The 17,964-nt window shown below is 56.2% G+C and carries 19 protein-coding genes; 16 read left to right on the top strand and 3 right to left on the bottom strand.

The genetic code is table 11. The features are described from left to right. Positions 1–11: 11 nt before the first annotated feature. Together DFO57_RS14365 and DFO57_RS14360 are read right to left on the bottom strand one after the other, a co-directional pair. Positions 12–443, bottom strand: a complete 432-nt coding sequence (locus tag DFO57_RS14365) for a tripartite tricarboxylate transporter TctB family protein (protein WP_013026555.1) — start codon at positions 441–443, stop codon at positions 12–14. A 12-nt stretch (positions 444–455) separates the two neighbouring features. Continuing rightward, complete coding sequence (locus DFO57_RS14360) at positions 456–1,436, bottom strand: tripartite tricarboxylate transporter substrate binding protein (protein WP_078828827.1); 981 nt, start codon at positions 1,434–1,436, stop codon at positions 456–458. Between the two features lie 119 nt (positions 1,437–1,555). On the opposite strand from DFO57_RS14360, the gene tctD reads away from it, so the two are divergent. After that, entirely contained in the window at positions 1,556–2,227 is a 672-nt protein-coding gene (gene tctD / locus DFO57_RS14355; RefSeq protein WP_110015447.1) for a transcriptional regulator TctD, read from the top strand. Next, positions 2,218–3,606, top strand: coding sequence for a sensor histidine kinase (locus DFO57_RS14350; protein ID WP_029570325.1), 1,389 nt, complete (start codon positions 2,218–2,220; stop codon positions 3,604–3,606). Before tctD ends, DFO57_RS14350 begins: the two co-directional genes overlap by 10 nt. Here DFO57_RS14350 and DFO57_RS14345 read toward each other — a convergent pair. Beyond that, on the bottom strand, positions 3,587–4,486 hold the full coding sequence (locus DFO57_RS14345) for a DMT family transporter (RefSeq protein WP_014594190.1): 900 nt from the start codon (positions 4,484–4,486) through the stop codon (positions 3,587–3,589). The genes DFO57_RS14350 and DFO57_RS14345 overlap by 20 nt on opposite strands. 149 nt (positions 4,487–4,635) lie before the next feature. Here DFO57_RS14345 and pdxB point away from each other — a divergent pair, with 149 nt between their 5' ends. The 14 genes from pdxB (at position 4,636) to hisP (ending at position 17,960) form a co-directional block, all read left to right on the top strand. Next, positions 4,636–5,769: a 4-phosphoerythronate dehydrogenase PdxB gene (gene pdxB / locus DFO57_RS14340; protein ID WP_110015446.1), complete on the top strand. Its 1,134-nt coding sequence runs from the start codon at positions 4,636–4,638 to the stop codon at positions 5,767–5,769. A gap of 106 nt (positions 5,770–5,875) precedes the next feature. After that, positions 5,876–6,886 carry an aspartate-semialdehyde dehydrogenase gene (locus DFO57_RS14335; RefSeq protein ID WP_014594188.1) on the top strand — a complete coding sequence of 337 codons (1,011 nt, stop codon included), beginning with the start codon at positions 5,876–5,878 and terminating at the stop codon, positions 6,884–6,886. Further along, a complete protein-coding gene (gene truA, locus DFO57_RS14330) occupies positions 6,886–7,689 on the top strand; it encodes a tRNA pseudouridine(38-40) synthase TruA (protein WP_013026548.1) in 804 nt (267 codons plus the stop codon). Before DFO57_RS14335 ends, truA begins: the two co-directional genes overlap by 1 nt. Before the next feature lie 25 nt (positions 7,690–7,714). After that, complete coding sequence (locus DFO57_RS14325; protein ID WP_013026547.1) at positions 7,715–8,365, top strand: DedA family protein; 651 nt, start codon at positions 7,715–7,717, stop codon at positions 8,363–8,365. Positions 8,366–8,526: 161 nt separating this feature from the next. After that, positions 8,527–9,441 (top strand): acetyl-CoA carboxylase, carboxyltransferase subunit beta, encoded by a 915-nt coding sequence (gene accD / locus DFO57_RS14320; RefSeq protein WP_013026546.1) that lies wholly within the window; start codon positions 8,527–8,529, stop codon positions 9,439–9,441. A 91-nt stretch (positions 9,442–9,532) separates the two neighbouring features. Beyond that, on the top strand, positions 9,533–10,801 hold the full coding sequence (gene folC, locus DFO57_RS14315) for a bifunctional tetrahydrofolate synthase/dihydrofolate synthase (RefSeq protein WP_015699832.1): 1,269 nt from the start codon (positions 9,533–9,535) through the stop codon (positions 10,799–10,801). Continuing rightward, positions 10,791–11,582, top strand: coding sequence for a cell division protein DedD (gene dedD, locus DFO57_RS14310; protein ID WP_015699833.1), 792 nt, complete (start codon positions 10,791–10,793; stop codon positions 11,580–11,582). The genes folC and dedD overlap by 11 nt, the downstream gene beginning before the upstream one ends. Before the next feature lie 265 nt (positions 11,583–11,847). Continuing rightward, positions 11,848–12,333 (top strand): colicin V production protein, encoded by a 486-nt coding sequence (gene cvpA, locus DFO57_RS14305; protein ID WP_026021019.1) that lies wholly within the window; start codon positions 11,848–11,850, stop codon positions 12,331–12,333. Positions 12,334–12,370: 37 nt separating this feature from the next. After that, positions 12,371–13,888 carry an amidophosphoribosyltransferase gene (gene purF / locus DFO57_RS14300; protein WP_013026542.1) on the top strand — a complete coding sequence of 506 codons (1,518 nt, stop codon included), beginning with the start codon at positions 12,371–12,373 and terminating at the stop codon, positions 13,886–13,888. Positions 13,889–13,989: 101 nt separating this feature from the next. Then, the gene (locus DFO57_RS14295; protein WP_013026541.1) at positions 13,990–14,559 is read left to right on the top strand and encodes a UbiX family flavin prenyltransferase; all 570 of its coding nucleotides are present in this window, start codon (positions 13,990–13,992) and stop codon (positions 14,557–14,559) included. A 270-nt stretch (positions 14,560–14,829) separates the two neighbouring features. After that, on the top strand, positions 14,830–15,612 hold the full coding sequence (gene argT / locus DFO57_RS14290) for a lysine/arginine/ornithine ABC transporter substrate-binding protein ArgT (RefSeq protein WP_014594186.1): 783 nt from the start codon (positions 14,830–14,832) through the stop codon (positions 15,610–15,612). 166 nt (positions 15,613–15,778) lie between these two features. After that, positions 15,779–16,465: a histidine ABC transporter permease HisQ gene (locus DFO57_RS14285; RefSeq protein WP_014594185.1), complete on the top strand. Its 687-nt coding sequence runs from the start codon at positions 15,779–15,781 to the stop codon at positions 16,463–16,465. Further along, complete coding sequence (locus tag DFO57_RS14280; RefSeq protein ID WP_014594184.1) at positions 16,462–17,178, top strand: ABC transporter permease; 717 nt, start codon at positions 16,462–16,464, stop codon at positions 17,176–17,178. The genes DFO57_RS14285 and DFO57_RS14280 overlap by 4 nt, the downstream gene beginning before the upstream one ends. An 8-nt stretch (positions 17,179–17,186) precedes the next feature. Further along, complete coding sequence (gene hisP / locus DFO57_RS14275; RefSeq protein WP_019106010.1) at positions 17,187–17,960, top strand: histidine ABC transporter ATP-binding protein HisP; 774 nt, start codon at positions 17,187–17,189, stop codon at positions 17,958–17,960. Positions 17,961–17,964 lie beyond the last annotated feature (4 nt).

Here is a 17,964-nt window from a genome sequence, read left to right as displayed (position 1 = left end):
CATTTCTCTCCTTAATTAAACAGGCTGCCAGCAGGCAAGGTAACGTCCAGTAGATGGTCGAAGGCGTAAAACAGTGACCATCCCATTACACCGCCGGACAGCACAGCGGCCCACCAGCGCGCGCCAAACAGCAGGCCGATACCAAACGTCAGCAGCGAGGTCGCTAACGGGAAGCCCAGGGTTTCAAACATCCCGCCGTACACCAGCATCATCGCCGCCAGCGCCACCAGGCGTTTCAGTGTGGCGGGCGTGGGCCACTGGATGGCATCCGGTTTTCTCAGCAGCAGCATCACGGCACAGAAAGCCATCAGGCTGAGAAGCACCAGCGGAAAAGGACGTGGGCCGACAGGCTCATAGCTGTATTCACTCTGAATCTGCCAGGCGATAACCAGTCCCGCCAGGCACAGCACTAGCCACAAGGTGGCAAAAATACGATCGCTCATGATCTCTCCCGCTTACTTAGCCAGACCAAAGGATTTCGCCTGCTCGCGATAGGCGGCAACCTGGTCTTTCACGTATTTATCCAGTTCAGCGCCAAACATATTGAATTCGAACAGGCCTCGCAGTTCGCGCTGCTTCTTGAATTCAGGGGTTTGCACCATTTTCTCAAAGGCGCTCTGCCACCACTGATAATCGGCATCGCTGACTTTAGGGCCAAGATAGAAGCCGCGAATAATCGGCCATTCCACGTTAAAGCCCTGCTCTTTGGCGGTAGGAATCGAGGCCAGCTGATCGGGCAGGCGTTTGTCTGCCATTACCGCCAGCACGCGCAGTTTGCCCCCTTGTAAATGCGGCACCATCTCGCTGAGATCGCCCGACATCACCTGAATATGATTACCCAGCAGGGCGGTGACGACTTCACCACCGCCTTCAAACGCGACATAGCGCATTTTGCGCGGATCAATACCGGCTTCTTTTGCGACCAGCGCCGTTTTCATCCAGTCCTGGCTGCCGATAGAGGCACCCGCACCCACCACCACTTTGGTGGGATCTTTTTTCATATCCGCCATGAGTTCGCCCAGGTTTTTCCACGGCGCGTCTTCACGCACGGCAATCATGCCGTAATCGGTACCGATCGCCGCCAGCCACTTCACGTCATCAACCGAGTAGCGACCAAATTTTCCCTGAGACAGGTTCAGCAGCGATCCCCCCGAAAAGGCCACGACCGTACCGGCTTCGGCAGGACGCTGCGCAACGATCGCGTTATAGGCCACCGCGCCTACGCCACCTGGCATGTAGGTAATGCGCATCGGCTTCTCGATCTGCTTCGTTTCCATCAGCGAAACCTGAATCAGCTTACAGGTCAGGTCAAAACCGCCGCCGGGTTTAGCCGGTGCGATGCATTCTGTTCTGTCGGGTGCAGCAGCATAACCTGATGAGGAGAACATAAAAGCCAGTAGGGCAGAGGCGAGGGCGGTGTGGATTATTTTTTTCATCGTGCGCTCCATCTTTGTTTCAGAGTGTGATTACTACCGACTATTCGGTGTTATTGAATTGTTAAAACAGCAACCTTTCATTTACCTTTCATTCATGAGGTTTAGTGAAAGGATGTGATATGCGTCTCTTACTGGTGGAAGACACGGCCGAGCTGGCGCTGTGGTTACAGAAAGCGTTAACACAAAAAGGCTTTGCTGTGGACTGGGTGGCGGACGGCCTGGCGGCCGATCACAGCCTGCAAAGCGAAGATTATGCGCTGGTCGTACTGGATGTCTCTCTGCCGCGCCTGGACGGCATTGAAGTATTAACCCGGCTGCGCCGCCGGGGACAAACTGTGCCGGTACTGATGCTGACCGCGCGCACTACGCTGGATGACCGCGTGCGCGGTCTGAACACGGGGGCGGATGACTATCTGACCAAACCCTTTGAACTGGATGAGCTGGACGCGCGCCTGCGAGCGCTACTGCGGCGTTCTCAGGGGCAATCGCCACAAAACCAAACGCTGGGTCAGTTGGTGCTGAACGGCGAGGGTTACTTTTTGCTGGCCGAAAAACCGCTGGCGCTGACGCCGCGAGAATCCAGCGTGCTGACCACGCTGATGCAGCGTCAGGGTCGCCCGGTCTCGCGGCAACATTTGTATGAACAAACCTTTACGCTGGCGGATGAAGCCAGCCCGGAAAGTATTGAACTCTATGTGCATCGGGTGCGCAAAAAACTGGCCGGAAGTGATGTCGGTATTGTGACGCTACGCGGTCTGGGTTACAGCCTGGAAACCCTGGCATGCGATTAATCACCTCGCTACGGGGAGAGCTGCTCGCCTGGCTGGGACTGCCATTGCTCCTGCTGTGGATTCTGTCGGTTTATACGCATTACCAGAGCGGCCTGGCGGCGGCGAATCAGGCCTACGATCGTTCGCTGCTGGCCTCTGCGCGCACCGTTGCCGAGCGGCTGGTGGTCCGTCATCAGCATCTGGAGGTCGATGTGCCCTGGGTCGTGCTCGACAGCTTTGAGCGCAATATGAACGATCGCCTGTTTTACCAGGTGATTTCGCCCCAGGGTAAAACGCTGTCGGGTTATGACGGGCTGCCGCCGATTCCGGCCACCAGCGAGATGTCTGAAGCCTATCCTGCGTTAGTCCATTTTTATGACGGGTTTTACCAGAAACAGCGCATTCGGGTCGCGGCCTTATGGCAGCCGGTCAGCGAGGCGGGCGTGGAAGGTATGGCACTGGTGCTGGTGGCGGAAACTATCCATTCCCGTGAGGCGTTTGCCCAGGGGCTGATGCGGACAGCCTTACTTAGCCAGAGCGCGCTGGTGCTCATCGCCTTGTTGCTGGCGAGCATGATGCTGCGCCGGGTATTACGGCCTTTACGTCGGCTGTCAAAGATTGTCCTGCGCCGCGACGGTGCTGAACTGACCCCGCTGCCTTCGCTGCCCTGGTCGGAACTTCAGCCGCTCATTGTGGCCTTTAACCGCTATCTGGAACGGCTGAGAAAATTGCTGGCACGGCAGGATCGGTTCAGCGCCGATGCCGCGCATCAGCTACGCACACCGCTCACCATTCTGAAAACGCAGATTAGCACGGCGCTGGATAGCGATAGGCCCGAACAGTGGCGGGAAAGTCTACAGAGCATGCATTACACGCTGGATGACACCATTCTGCTCACCGACCGTCTGTTACAACTGGCGCGCATCAAAGCCCGTCACGGGGAAGATAAACCCATGACGCGGGTGGATTTGGCGGCAGTGGTGCGTGAAGCGTGCCTGAGTCGTTATGCAGCGGCGCGCGCGAAACAGATTGACCTGGGTTACGAAGGGGATGAGCACGGTGAGGTGAAAGGCGATGCGCTGTTGCTGGGCGAGCTGTGCGCCAACCTGCTGGATAACGCGATTAAGTACACGCCAGCGCAGGGCATGATTACGGCCCGCGTAAAGAGCGGCAGGCTGCAAATTGAAGACTCGGGACCGGGGATTAGCCGGGAAGAGCAACAAAAAGCACTGCGGCCTTTTATCCGGCTGGATAATGCCGCGATGCAGGCCGGAGCGGGCATTGGACTGGCGCTGGTACAGGATATTTGTGCCTGGCACGGGGCGGCCGTCACGCTGGAGAGCAGTCCGTTACTGGGCGGACTGCGTGTTTCCGTCAATTTTAGCGCGGATCGGCCTTGATCGATTTGCGCGCGCTAAGCGGCCTGCGCAGCCGCTGTGCCAGCAAAACGCCCGTCAGCGTCAGACCGCCGCCGATCCAGTGATAGCTGTGCAGATGCTCATGCAGAAACAGCACCGCAATCAGGGCGGTAAAAACCGGCGTCAAATTCATAAAGATGCTGGTGATGCTGGCACCTAATTTTTGCACGCCATGGATCCACAGCCAGGGCGCAAGAATCGAGGCAAACAGCCCGGCAAAGGCCACCAGCGGAAGGTTACGCGGCGTAAGCGCCACGTCCGGCGTCATCAGAAAGCCGGGTAACAGCAACAGAACGCCAAAGGCAATTTGCACATACAGGCTCTGCCAGACCGGCAGCGGAATTGACCAGCGTTTGGTCATCACGCCATAAAGCGCATAGCTGGCTGAGGCCGCCAGCATCATGGCTTCACCTGCTCCGATGCCGTGATGCAGCAACTGATCAAGATTGCCTGCGCTGACCAACCAGATTAAGCCACAAAAGGAGATCAGGCTGCCCGCCAGAATCCCCACGGTCGGGGCAATGCGCAGTATGACCACACTGAGCAATACCGTTAACAGTGGGATTAGCGCGGCGATGATACCCATAAACAGGGCGCTCACGCTGTGCGCGGCATAGTAGGCCAGACTTTGGTACAGCGCCATGCCCAGCAGACCCAGAACCATCAAGCGCAAGAGGTGCGGCCGGATCGTCTGCCATTGCCGTATCACACCCGGTAACACAAACGGGGTCAGGACCAGCAACGCCAGTAACCAGCGATAAAAAGAAATCGCCGCAGGCTCGATGGCACTCGCCGATAATTTATTAACGATAGCATTAACCGACCAAATTAAGACCGCAAACAGCGGGAACAAAAAGAACATAATATGACTCCAGCCTCAGACCCGCCGCAGTGTACGCCTGTGTTGCCCCTTTCTGCCAGCCTTAGCACTCACTGCACAGCGTGGTTAGGCTAACGCGGGGCTTTTGTGCCAAAATAGCGCCCTTAAATGCAACACACAGGAAAGCCGTGGTGAAAATTCTCGTCGATGAAAACATGCCCTATGCCCGTGAACTCTTTAGCCGCACGGGCGAGGTGGTCGCTGTCCCTGGCAGGCCGCTTCCTGAAGCCCAACTGGCCGATGCCGATGGCCTGATGGTGCGTTCCGTGACCCAGGTTAACGCTGCGTTACTGCAGGACAAGCCCGTAAAGTTTGTCGGCACGGCAACCGCGGGCACAGATCATATTGACGAAGACTGGCTTGAGCAGGCGGGCATTGCCTTCTCTGCCGCGCCGGGCTGTAACGCGATCGCCGTCGTAGAGTATGTTTTTTCTGCCTTGCTGCTGCTGGCGGAGCGCGACGGTTTTCAGTTGCGCGATCGCACGGTGGGCATCGTTGGCGTCGGTAACGTGGGCGGGCGATTGCAGAAACGCCTTGAAGCCTGGGGCGTGAAAACCCTGCTGTGCGATCCGCCGCGCGCTGACCGGGGTGACAAAGAGGATTTTCACTCGCTCGATGCGCTGGTGGAACAGGCCGATATTTTAACGTTTCATACGCCGCTGTTTAAATCTGGCCCCTACAAGAGCTGGCATCTGGCCGATGCCGCGCGGCTGATGGCCCTGAAGCCCAACGCCATTCTGATTAACGCCTGCCGCGGCCCGGTGGTGGATAACGCCGCGCTGCTGGAAGTCCTGAACATGCGTCACGATCTCAGCGTGGTGCTGGACGTCTGGGAACCTGAACCGGATCTCTCCCTGGCGCTGCTGGATAAGGTGGATATCGCGACGGCCCACATTGCTGGTTACACCCTGGAGGGCAAGGCGCGCGGCACCACCCAGGTTTTTGAGGCCTGGTGTGACTTTATTGGTCAACCGCAGCAGGTGCCGCTGAGTAGCCTGCTACCGACGCCGGAATTCAGCCAGGTCAGCCTGAACGGGCCGCTCGATCAGCCAACGCTGAAACGGTTAGTGCATCTGGTGTATGATGTGCGCCGCGATGATGCGCCCCTGCGAAAAGTGGCGGCAAAACCGGGCGAGTTTGACCGCCTGCGCAAACAGTATGAAGAGCGTCGCGAATGGTCATCATTACAGGTGAACTGTGATAATGAAGCCACCGCTGAGCAGCTTATTCAGCTGGGCTTTAACGCCATATTATCCTCAACCTGATGGGTTCAGCCGGGTAACGCGCGGCTGAAGGTAGGGATAATTCTGAATCCCCGGGCGGTGACATCACCGCCTTCTGTTTTTATGTCATTGTCTGAGGTAAACCAACATGTCTGACGGCTGGAATATTGCGCTACTGGGCGCAACAGGCGCAGTAGGGAACGCTGTACTGGAACTACTGGCTCAACGCCAGTTCCCGGTTGGTGAATTGTATTTGCTGGCGAGCGACAACGGTGCCGGTGAAATCAAACGTTTTGAAGGACGTTCTGTGCGCGTTGAAGACGCGGCCGGGTTTGACTGGTCACAGGCGCAGCTGGCCTTTTTTGTTGCCGGTCGCGATGCATCAGAACGCTATGCCGAAGAGGCGGCGGGCGCGGGCTGTCTGGTGATCGACAGCAGCGAGCTGTTTGCCCTGTCACCGGACGTGCCGCTGGTGGTGCCGGATGTGAATCCACAGGTGCTGGCCGATTACCGTAATCGCAACATCATCAGCGTGGCGGATAATCTGGTGAGTCAACTGCTGACGGCAATCAAACCGCTGGTGGATGCGGCAGGTTTGGGCCGTTTACAGGTCACCAATCTGATCTCTGTCTCCACCCACGGCAAAGTGGCCGTGGATGCGCTGGCCGGTGAGAGTGCGCGTCTGCTGAACGGCGTGCCCGCTGACGAGCACCACTTTGGCCGCCAGCTGGCCTTTAACCTTCTGCCGCAGCTGGCAGATAGCGAAGGCAGCGTAGAAAGCGAGCGCCGCCTGGTCGATCAGGTACGCAAAGTCCTGCAGGACGAGGGTTTGCCCGTGGCGGTCAGCAGCATTCAGGCGCCGGTATTTTATGGCAATGCGCAGATCGTACATATTGAAAACCTGCGCCCGCTGTCGGCGGAAGAGGCAAGGGCAGAGCTGGCGCTGGCTGCGGATATTCATCTGAGCGAAGAGGATGCGGTGCCGACGCCGGTTACCGATGCTTCGGGCAGCGATGAACTGAGCATTGGCTGTGTGCGTAACGACTACGGCATTCCTGAGCTGTTGCAGTTCTGGTCGGTGGCCGACAACGTCCGTTTCGGCGGTGCGCTGATGGCGGTGAAGACCGCTGAGAAGCTGGTTCAGGAGTACATGTACTGATGTCAGAAGGTCAGACACAAAAACTGGCACTGGGCATCGAGTACGACGGCAGCCGCTACTATGGCTGGCAACGTCAGCAGGAAGTGCGCAGCGTGCAGGAAAAGCTGGAACGGGCGCTGTCGAAAGTGGCCGACCATCCGGTCAGCGTGTTCTGTGCCGGCCGCACCGATGCTGGCGTACACGGCACCGGCCAGGTAGTACATTTTGAAACCGTTGCGCAGCGCGCCGATGCCGCCTGGACGCTGGGCGTGAACGCCAATCTGCCAGACGATATCGCCGTACGTTGGGTCAAGGCGGTGCCGGACGACTTTCACGCGCGTTTTAGCGCAACCGCCAGGCGTTATCGCTATTTGATCTACAATCAGCGGCTCCGTCCGGCGATTCTGGGTAATGGCGTGACGCATTTTTACTATCCTCTGGATGTAGAAAAGATGCAGCGCGCCGGACAGTGCCTGCTGGGCGAGAATGATTTTACCTCTTTCCGCGCCGTGCAGTGTCAGTCGCGAACGCCGTGGCGCAACGTGATGCACCTGAACGTCACGCGCCACGGGCCTTATGTGATTGTCGATATTAAAGCCAATGCGTTTGTGCACCATATGGTGCGCAATATTGTCGGTAGTCTGATGGAAATTGGCTGCGGCAATCAGTCAGAATCCTGGATGGCGGAACTGCTGGCGGCTAAAGATCGCACGCTGGCGGCGGCAACGGCGAAAGCCGAAGGGCTTTATCTGGTGGCGGTGGATTATCCCGTGCATTTTGCTTTACCTCAGCCGGCGATGGGGCCATTGTTCCTCGCGGATTAATTAACCTTACGTACAAGGGATCGTTATGGAGTTTATCCATTTTGTGGTCGATTTTATTCTGCACATTGATGTGCATCTGGCCGAATTAGTCGCGCAGTATGGCATCTGGATCTACGCCATCCTGTTTCTGATTTTGTTCTGCGAAACGGGCTTAGTCGTCACGCCGTTTTTGCCGGGTGATTCACTGCTGTTCGTGGCAGGGGCGCTGGCCGCGTTGCCGGGTAACGATCTCAACGTGCATCTCATGGTGGCGCTGCTAGTCATCGCCGCTATTCTGGGGGACGCCGTGAACTACACCATCGGCAAACTCTTTGGCGAACGGCTGTTCAGCAACCCGAACTCGAAAATTTTCCGCCGCAGCTATCTGGATAAAACCCATGCCTTTTATGCCCGGCACGGTGGGAAAACCATTATCCTGGCGCGCTTCGTGCCCATCGTGCGGACCTTTGCGCCTTTCGTCGCCGGAATGGGACACATGTCCTACCGCCACTTCGCCCTGTTTAACGTCGCGGGCGCGCTGGCCTGGGTGCTGCTGTTTTCCTATGCGGGTTATCTGTTTGGCGATTTGCCCGTGGTACAGGAAAACCTTAAGCTGCTTATCCTCGGGATTATCGTGGTGTCGATTCTGCCAGGTGTGATTGAAATCTGGCGCCATCGCCGCCAGGCTAAGCAGTAAAATTATCCCTGAGTAGCCGCGTTGCTCAGGGGTAAGACCAGATTTTTATCCACAGTCTTAATTGGTTGTGGTTTAATGAGCGACATTTACCGTCTGCTGAAGCGGTTTTCAGCAGTATCAAGACGACTGGACCAGGTCAGTTTTAAACAGAAAGGTCATCAATGAGCTGGATTGAACGCATTCTTAATAAAAGCAACATTACGCCCACAAGTCGCGCCAGTATTCCGGAAGGAGTGTGGACGAAATGCGACAGCTGTGGCCAGGTACTTTATCGTGCCGAGCTGGAGCGTAATCTTGAGGTCTGCCCTAAGTGCGACCACCACATGCGCATGCATGCCCGTGAGCGCCTGGCGAGCCTGCTCGATCAGGGCACGCTGGTTGAGCTGGGCAGCGAGCTGGAACCCAAGGATCTGTTGAAGTTCCGGGATTCCAAAAAGTATAAAGATCGTCTGGTTGCTGCACAGAAAGCCACGAATGAGAAAGATGCGCTGATCGTGATGAAAGGTCAGCTGCACGGTATGCCGGTTGTGGCGGCCGCCTTTGAATTCGCCTTTATGGGCGGCTCAATGGGATCGGTGGTTGGCGCACGCTTCGTCCGGGCTGTTGAGCAGGCGCTGGAAGATAACTGCCCGCTGATCTGCTTCTCCGCCAGTGGCGGTGCGCGTATGCAGGAAGCGTTAATGTCGCTGATGCAGATGGCCAAAACCAGTGCCGCGCTGGCGAAAATGCAGGAACGCGGTCTGCCGTATATTTCGGTTTTGACCGACCCGACCATGGGCGGCGTGTCTGCCAGCTTTGCGATGCTGGGCGATCTGAATATTGCCGAACCTAAAGCCCTGATCGGCTTTGCGGGTCCACGTGTGATTGAGCAGACCGTTCGTGAAAAACTGCCGCCGGGCTTCCAGCGGAGTGAGTTTTTAATCGAGAAAGGGGCGATTGATATGATCATTCGTCGTCCGGAAATGCGCTATAAACTGGCGAGTCTGCTGGCAAAAATGATGAATCTGCCCGCACCGCTGCACGACGGTGAAGCGTTCGCACCTGCGACGAGCCATCCGGAGAGCAACGAGGCCTGACAGGAGACAGAAGGCGCGCAGGTCGCGCCTTCCACCAATGCACCGTATACCTTGCGGCTTTCATCGGGTATAAATTTGCAAAACGGGACATATGGACAATCTTCACCTTCCTCAAGCCACGTCGCCTTTGGCCACGTGGCTTTATTATCTTGAGCACCTCCACTCTCAGGCGATAGAACTGGGCCTGGATCGTATTCGCCAGGTGGCGCAAGGTCTGGACCTGCTCAAGCCTGCACCCTTCGTTTTTACCGTTGCGGGCACCAATGGCAAAGGTACCACCTGTCGCACCCTGGAAACCTTACTGATGGCAGCCGGCTATCGGGTTGGGGTTTACAGCTCGCCGCACCTTGTGCGCTACACCGAGCGCGTCCGGATTCAGGGGCAGGAACTCAGTGAAGCCCAACACAGCGCCAGTTTTGCCGATATTGAGGCCGGACGGGGTAAGGTTTCTCTGACCTACTTTGAATTTGGCACGCTGTCGGCGCTTAACCTGTTTAAGCAGGCGGGGCTGGATGTCGTCATTCTTGAAGTCGGGTTGGGCGGTCGGCTGGACGCGACCAATATTGTCGATGCGGATGTCGCGGTGATTACCAGTATCGCGCTGGATCATACCGACTGGCTTGGCCCGGACCGTGACAGTATTGGCCGGGAAAAAGCCGGTGTCTTCCGCCAGGCGAAACCCGCCGTGGTCGGTGAACCTGATATGCCTGCCACAATTGCTCAGGTTGCCCGTGAAAAAGGTGCGCGGTTAATGCAGCACGGGCGCGACTGGCACTATCATCAGCAGGCAGAGAGCTGGTCGCTGCGCGATGCGCAAGGCGAGCTGCATGATTTACCGCTGCCTCAGGTGCCGTTGCCAAATGCGGCTACCGCACTGGTGGCGCTGCGCGCCTCCGGGCTGAACGTGAGCGATGCAATCATTCGTGCGCATCTGCCGCTGGCGATTTTACCGGGACGCTTTCAGACCATCAGCGAATCCCCACGGGTGATTCTGGACGTTGCCCACAATCCGCATGCGGCGACCTATCTGGCCTCGCGACTGGCTGCATTGCCGCAAAGCGGACGCGTCCATGCGGTTGTGGGGATGCTGCACGATAAAGACATTGCGGGCACTCTGGCGGCCCTGGCACCTCAGGTGGACTGCTGGTATTGCGCACCCTTGGCCGGTCCGCGCGGTGCCAGCGCGGAGCAGCTCATGGCGCACGTAACGTCCGCTCAGGCATTTGCGGATGTTGAACAGGCCTGGCACCAGGCGCGCCAGCAGGCGGAAGCGCAGGATATTATTCTGGTCTGCGGCTCTTTCCTGACGGTGGCGCAGGTTATGGAATCGATTGAAACGGAGAAAGGACGTGGCGAGTAAGTTTCAAAACCGTTTAGTCGGTACCGTTATTCTGGTGGCCGTCGGCGTGATCGTATTGCCGGGGCTGCTGGATGGTAAGAAAAAACATTATAAAGAAGAATTTGCCGCGATCCCGCTGGTGCCCAAACCCGATGACCAGCAGGACAGCGAAATGGTGCCGCCGGTGACGCAGTCGCTGCCTGCGCATCCGCCAGCAGGCGCAGGCAGTGCGGTCAGCCATTCTGATACGGATGATGATGCCGCCGCCGAGGGCAGCAGTCAGCCCGAGCAAAGTAGCGAACCGAGCGTGGTCTCACCGCCACCGGTCCATTCGTCTCCGGCCACGACAGCGCCGAAAGCCAGGCCGGTTGAGCCAACCCGACCCAAACAGGTTGAGCAGGCTAAACCGAAGTCGGTCGAGCAGACGCAGAGCAAACCGGTAGAAAAAACCAAACCGGTTGAGCAGGCTAAGCCTGTTGAAAAAACTAAACCGGCCGAGCAGTCGCAGCCTGCGGAAAAAACCGCGCCTGCGGAGCAGCCCAAAGAAACGCAGCCTGCCGGTCAGGCTTACGTTGTTCAGTTAGGCGCACTCAAGAACGCCAGCAAGGTTAACGAGATTGTGGCGAAACTGCGCCTGTCGGGTTACCGGGCCTATACCGTGCCGTCTACGCCCGTGCAGGGGCAAATCACCCGCATTTATGTGGGGCCGGATGCGTCAAAAGCGAAGATGCAGGCGGCCGTCGGCGAGCTGAAGAACGTTTCAGGCTTGAGCGGCGTGGTTAAGTCTTACAGCGCCCGCTAAAGCGCCGATTGGCGCTGCCGATAGAAATAACAGGCAGCGCCAATCGGGATGAGAACGGCAGTGCCTGACCCGGCTTGACGCTAAATTTCTGACAACTTTTCAGCCTGTTAGCGGGGTGAAAATGACACAGGCGAAGACGGATTTTTTCATCGCCTTTTTTATGGATGCAGAACCTGAAAACCCCTACGCAAACGTTTTCTTTTTCTGTTAGAATGCGCCCCGAACTGGAAGCAGGGGTGCAATGGCACTGGCGCTGGAAGAGTTCATGATCTGGATTGATTACGTCATTATTGCGGTAGTTGGTTTTTCGGCTTTGGTCAGCCTGGTTCGAGGGTTTGTCCGCGAAGCCTTATCTCTTGTTACCTGGGGATGCGCGTTTTTTGTCGCCAGTCATTACTATGCCTACCTTGCAGTCTGGTTCACAGGTTTTGACGACGAACTGGTTCGTAACGGAATCGCGATTGCGGTGCTGTTCATCGCGACCCTGATTGTGGGCGCAATCGTGAACTACGTTATCGGCTCGCTGGTTGAGAAAACTGGCCTGTCGGGAACCGATCGGGTATTAGGCGTTTGTTTCGGGGCATTGCGTGGTGTGCTCATCGTGGCCGCTCTGCTGTTCTTCCTGGATACATTCACGGGCTTTTCAAAGAGCCCGGACTGGCAGCAGTCTCAACTTATTCCCGAGTTCAGTTCTATAATCAGGTGGTTTTTTGACTACCTGAAAAGCACGTCGAGTTTTTTGCCCCGGTGAGACCACCGGGCGTACGGCTTAATGAGGAAATGACAACATGTGCGGTATTGTCGGTATCACCGGTTTCATGCCGGTCAACCAGTCGATCTATGACGCGTTAACGGTGCTCCAGCACCGTGGGCAGGATGCCGCAGGCATTTGTACCATCGATGCGCTGAACTGCTTCCGCCTGCGTAAGGCTAATGGTCTGGTCAGCGATGTTTTCGAAGCGCGTCATATGCAACGTTTACAAGGCAACATGGGGATTGGTCACGCACGCTATCCTACCGCGGGCAGCTCCAGCGCTTCTGAAGCCCAGCCATTCTACGTTAACTCGCCGTACGGTATTTCCCTTGCCCATAACGGTAACCTGACCAATGCCCACGAGCTGCGTAAGCAGCTGTTCGAAAAAGGCCGCCGTCACGTTAATACCACCTCCGATTCTGAAATCCTGTTGAATATCTTTGCGCAGGAACTGGATCGTTTTCAGCACTATCCGCTGGAAGCCGATAACGTGTTTGCCGCCATCGCTGCCGTCCACCAGCAGGTGCGTGGCGCCTATGCCGTGGTGGCGATGATCATCGGTCACGGCATGGTCGCCTTCCGCGATCCTAACGGCATTCGGCCACTGGTGCTGGGCAAACGCGTCATTGCCGATGGCCGTACCGAGTACATGGTCGCCTCCGAAAGCGTCGCGCTGGATACCCTGGGTTTTGAATTTATCCGTGACGTGGCACCGGGTGAAGCGGTTTACATCACTGAGCAGGGGCAGCTTTCAACCCGTCAGTGTGCCGAAAACCCAAAAAACAATCCTTGCCTGTTCGAATACGTCTATTTTGCGCGTCCGGACTCCTTCCTGGATAAGATTTCGGTCTACAGTGCCCGCGTGCGCATGGGCACCAAGCTGGGTCAGAAGATCGCCCGCGAGTGGGAAGATCTGGATATCGACGTGGTGATTCCCATTCCGGAAACCTCGATGGATACCGCGCTGGAAATCGCCCGCATCCTTGATAAGCCTTACCGTCAGGGGTTTGTGAAAAACCGCTACGTGGGCCGCACCTTTATCATGCCGGGCCAGCAACTGCGCCGCAGCGCCGTTCGCCGCAAGCTCAACGCTAACCGCGCTGAGTTCCGCGACAAGAACGTGCTGCTGATTGATGACTCAATTGTTCGTGGCACCACCTCCGAGCAGATTATCGAGATGGCGCGAGAGGCGGGCGCGAAAAAGGTCTATCTTGCGTCTGCCGCGCCGGAAGTGCGCTTTCCTAACGTCTACGGCATTGATATGCCCAGCGCGACCGAGCTGATTGCCCACGGCCGTGAAGTGGAAGAGATTCGCCAGATTATCAAAGCAGATGCGCTGATTTTCCAGGATCTCGATGACCTTATCGAAGCCGTACGGGAAGAGAACCCGGATATCGTGCAGTTTGAGTGCTCCGTCTTTAACGGCATCTACGTGACGAAAGACGTCGATCAGGGCTATCTTGAATATCTGGAATCCCTGCGTAACGACGATGCGAAAGCCATCGCCCGTCAAAACGAAGTCGAAAACCTCGAACTGCATAACGAAGGGTAAGCGAACCTGAATGCAAAAAGGAGGGCGGGATTTATCCCGCCCTCTGTGTTTTCTGCCGGTCTGCGCTATTATGGTGCACTTTGCCACTGCAAGGTTGAACGATGAAACGACTCATTATTGGTATTTCGGGCGCAAGCGGCGTGATCTATGGCGTCCGGCTATTGCAGGTCTTGCAGCAGATCAGCGACGTGGAAACCCATCTGATCATCAGCCATGCGGCACGTCAGACGCTGAGCCTGGAAAGCGACTACAGCCTGCGGGACGTCCAGGCGCTGGCCGACGTGGTTCATGACGTGCGGGACATTGCCGCCAGTATCTCCTCCGGGTCGTTCAAAACGTTGGGCATGGTGATCCTGCCGTGCTCAATGAAAACCCTGTCCGGTATTGTTCACAGCTACAGCGACTCGCTGCTGACGCGCGCAGCAGACGTGGTGCTGAAAGAGCAGCGTAAACTGGTCCTGTGCGTACGTGAAACTCCGCTGCATATTGGTCATCTGCGCATGATGACGACCGCGGCCGAACTGGGGGCTATCATCATGCCGCCGGTGCCGGCGTTTTACCACCGTCCAACCACTATCGAACAGCTTGTCGATCAGACCGTTAATCGGGTCATTGATCAGTTTGATATTGAACTACCGCAGGACTTGTTTGTGCGCTGGCAAGGTGCATAAGCGTGTTCTTTCGCCCTTCTTTGGTGCAGAAACGCGGGAGCGATCACTGTTCCTGCATTTCTTGAACTAAAAGTTCACAACATCGCTTTTTCTCTGCGACATCACTGATATATTCCTTTCACAAACCCAGTCTTTTCGTCACCAAACGGGCGGCTGGGCAGACGGCAAAACTGCAGAACTGGCATGAAACATGCACAGGAAAAGGCAGTGTTCGTCGCAAACACACATCATGCATCACATAACAATAAGCAATTTACTTGAGGGTAATCTATGAAGAAGCGTGTTCTGGCTCTTTCTTTAATGTTGGGCCTGTCCAGTGCGGCCAGCGTATTTGCAGCAGTACCGACCTCGATTCGTGTCGGCACTGACCCAACATATCCGCCGTTTGAGTCGAAAAACGCGCAAGGACAGCTGGTTGGTTTTGATATCGACCTGGCTAACGAAATCTGTAAACGTATCCAGACCAAGTGTACCTATGTAGAAAGCGATTTTGATGCGCTGATTCCGTCGCTGAAAGCGAAGAAAATCGATGCCATCATCTCCTCGCTGTCCATCACCGCTAAACGTCAGGAAGAGATTGCGTTCTCAGACAAACTGTATGCCGCTAACGCACGCTTAGTCGCGCCGAAAGGATCAAAAATCGAGCCGACGCCTGAGGCGCTGAAAGGCAAGAACATCGGCGTGCTGCAGGGCACTACTCAGGAAACCTACGCGAATGAGTACTGGCGTCCAAAAGGCGTAACCGTAACGCCTTATGCCAACCAGGATCTGGTCTATCAGGATCTGACCGCCGGCCGCATTGACGCCGCCTTCCAGGACGAAGTTCAGGCCGCCGAAGGCTTCCTGAAACAGCCTGTCGGTAAAAGCTATGCGTTCGCAGGTCCGGCCGTGAAAGACGATAAAATCTTCGGTGTCGGAACCGGTATGGGATTACGTAAAGACGATACCGAGTTGAAAGCGGCCATCGATAAAGCATTTGAATCAATGCGTAAAGACGGTACCTACGACAAAATTGCGAAGAAATACTTTAATTTCAACGTGTACGGTGACTGATCTGTCGTCCTCGCCTCTGTTGTTCGCATAACAGAATAAGCCCTGGGTTGTCCCGATCTCTCTGGTCGGAGCAACCCTGTGTCATCGGCTATGCGAGAACAGAAGCTGCGCTGCCCGTCTGCACGACGGCGCAGCGTCGTTTCCACCCCACGACAGGACCTTTTCCATGTTGTATGGCTACTCTGATGTCATTTTAAAAGGCACGCTGGTTACGCTTGAGCTCGCCCTGAGCTCGGTGCTGCTGGCGGTGATCCTGGGTCTGATTGGCGCAGGCGCGAAGCTGTCGCGCAATCGCCTGCTGTCACTGATTTTTGAGGGCTACACGACGCTGATTCGTGGCGTGCCCGACCTCGTTCTGATGCTGCTGATTTTCTACGGCCTGCAGATCGCTCTCAACCATCTCACCGATGCGCTTGGCCTGGCCCAGTTCGATATCGATCCCATGGTGGCTGGCATCATCACCCTGGGCTTTATCTATGGCGCCTATTTTACCGAAACCTTCCGTGGCGCCTTTATGGCGGTGCCAAAAGGGCAGATTGAAGCCGCCACGGCGTTTGGTTTTACCGGTTCGCAGGTTTTCCGCCGTATCCTGTTCCCTGCGATGATGCGCTACGCGCTGCCCGGCATCGGTAATAACTGGCAGGTGATCCTGAAAGCCACGGCGCTGGTTTCCCTGTTGGGGCTGGAGGATGTGGTAAAAGCCACGCAGCTGGCAGGTAAAAGCACCTGGCAGCCGTTTTATTTTGCTATCGTGGCGGGCGTGATTTATCTGGTCTTTACCACCTTGTCTAACGGCATTCTCTGGTGGCTCAATCGCCGCTACACGGTCGGCGTGAAGAGGGCGGAGCTATGATCGAGATTATTCACGAATACTGGAAGTCGCTGCTCTGGACAGACGGTTATCGCTTCACAGGCGTGGCGATTACGCTATGGCTGCTGATTGTCTCGGTCGTACTGGGCGGCTGCATGGCCGTGTTGCTGGCGATTGCGCGTGTATCACCCAATCGTTTTATCAGCCTGCCGGTGTGGCTCTTTACCTATGTGTTTCGCGGTACGCCACTCTATGTGCAACTGCTGGTGTTCTATTCCGGCATGTATACGCTGGAAATCGTGAAAGGCACAGAGCTACTGAATGCGTTTTTCCGCAGCGGCCTGAACTGTACGCTACTGGCATTTACCCTTAATACCTGCGCTTACACCACGGAAATTTTTGCCGGGGCGATTCGTGCCGTGCCACACGGTGAAATCGAAGCGGCGCGAGCCTATGGCTTCTCGACCTTTAAACTGTATCGCTGCATTATTTTGCCTTCTGCACTGCGCACGGCCTTACCGGTTTACAGCAACGAAGTCATACTCATGCTGCACTCTACCGCACTGGCCTTTACCGCAACCGTGCCTGATTTGCTGAAAATCGCCAGGGACATTAACGCGGCAACCTATCAGCCCTTTACCGCGTTCGGCATTGCGGCCGTGTTATACCTGATTATTTCTTACGTGCTGATTAGCCTGTTTCGTCTTGCGGAACGTCGTTGGCTGGCGCACGTGAAACCTTCTTCATCGCATTGAGTAAGACTATGGCTGATAACAAATTAAGCGTCACCGACCTGCATAAACGTTACGGTGAACATGAAGTATTAAAAGGTGTGTCATTGAACGCCAATGCGGGCGATGTCATCAGTATTATTGGCTCGTCGGGTTCCGGGAAAAGTACCTTTCTGCGCTGTATTAACTTCCTCGAAAAGCCGAGTGAAGGCACCATTGTGGTCAACAACACCGCTATTACCCTTGTACGCGATACGGACGGCCAGCTGAAGGTGGCAGACAAGGAGCAGCTGCGCCTGCTTCGTACCCGTCTGACCATGGTCTTTCAGCATTTCAACCTGTGGAGCCACATGACGGTGCTGGAAAACGTTATGGAAGCGCCGATTCAGGTGCTGGGCCTGAGTAAAGCGCAGGCACGTGAGCGCGCGATTACCTATTTGAACAAGGTCGGCATCGACGAGCGGGCGCAGGGAAAATATCCCGTCCATCTCTCGGGAGGGCAGCAGCAGCGCGTCTCCATTGCCCGCGCGCTGGCGATGGAGCCGGAGGTGCTGTTATTTGATGAGCCCACCTCAGCCCTGGATCCTGAGCTGGTCGGCGAGGTGCTGCGTATTATGCAGAAGCTGGCCGAAGAGGGGAAAACCATGGTGGTGGTCACGCACGAAATGGAATTTGCCCGTCACGTCTCCAGCCACGTCATTTTCCTGCATCAGGGGAAAATTGAGGAGCAGGGGCCACCGGCTGAATTATTTGGTCAGCCCAAGAGCCCGCGCTTACAGCAGTTTCTGAAGGGATCGCTTAAGTAGGCAA

This window comes from Pantoea sp. AG702 (assembly GCF_003182295.1).
Taxonomy (GTDB): Bacteria; Pseudomonadota; Gammaproteobacteria; order Enterobacterales; family Enterobacteriaceae; genus Pantoea; species Pantoea ananatis.
This window is presented reverse-complemented; position numbering and strand designations above follow the sequence as displayed.

Bases quoted from the DNA above. Each gene is read 5' to 3' on its own strand.
- DFO57_RS14365 (WP_013026555.1), bottom strand. From the start codon at position 443: ATGAGCGATCGTATTTTTGCCACCTTGTGGCTAGTGCTGTGCCTGGCG.
- DFO57_RS14360 (WP_078828827.1), bottom strand. From the start codon at position 1,436: ATGAAAAAAATAATCCACACCGCCCTCGCCTCTGCCCTACTGGCTTTT.
- tctD (WP_110015447.1), top strand. From the start codon at position 1,556: ATGCGTCTCTTACTGGTGGAAGACACGGCCGAGCTGGCGCTGTGGTTA.
- DFO57_RS14350 (WP_029570325.1), top strand. From the start codon at position 2,218: ATGCGATTAATCACCTCGCTACGGGGAGAGCTGCTCGCCTGGCTGGGA.
- DFO57_RS14345 (WP_014594190.1), bottom strand. From the start codon at position 4,486: ATGTTCTTTTTGTTCCCGCTGTTTGCGGTCTTAATTTGGTCGGTTAAT.
- DFO57_RS14335 (WP_014594188.1), top strand. From the start codon at position 5,876: ATGTCTGACGGCTGGAATATTGCGCTACTGGGCGCAACAGGCGCAGTA.
- truA (WP_013026548.1), top strand. From the start codon at position 6,886: ATGTCAGAAGGTCAGACACAAAAACTGGCACTGGGCATCGAGTACGAC.
- DFO57_RS14325 (WP_013026547.1), top strand. From the start codon at position 7,715: ATGGAGTTTATCCATTTTGTGGTCGATTTTATTCTGCACATTGATGTG.
- accD (WP_013026546.1), top strand. From the start codon at position 8,527: ATGAGCTGGATTGAACGCATTCTTAATAAAAGCAACATTACGCCCACA.
- folC (WP_015699832.1), top strand. From the start codon at position 9,533: ATGGACAATCTTCACCTTCCTCAAGCCACGTCGCCTTTGGCCACGTGG.
- cvpA (WP_026021019.1), top strand. From the start codon at position 11,848: ATGATCTGGATTGATTACGTCATTATTGCGGTAGTTGGTTTTTCGGCT.
- purF (WP_013026542.1), top strand. From the start codon at position 12,371: ATGTGCGGTATTGTCGGTATCACCGGTTTCATGCCGGTCAACCAGTCG.
- DFO57_RS14295 (WP_013026541.1), top strand. From the start codon at position 13,990: ATGAAACGACTCATTATTGGTATTTCGGGCGCAAGCGGCGTGATCTAT.
- argT (WP_014594186.1), top strand. From the start codon at position 14,830: ATGAAGAAGCGTGTTCTGGCTCTTTCTTTAATGTTGGGCCTGTCCAGT.
- DFO57_RS14285 (WP_014594185.1), top strand. From the start codon at position 15,779: ATGTTGTATGGCTACTCTGATGTCATTTTAAAAGGCACGCTGGTTACG.
- DFO57_RS14280 (WP_014594184.1), top strand. From the start codon at position 16,462: ATGATCGAGATTATTCACGAATACTGGAAGTCGCTGCTCTGGACAGAC.
- hisP (WP_019106010.1), top strand. From the start codon at position 17,187: ATGGCTGATAACAAATTAAGCGTCACCGACCTGCATAAACGTTACGGT.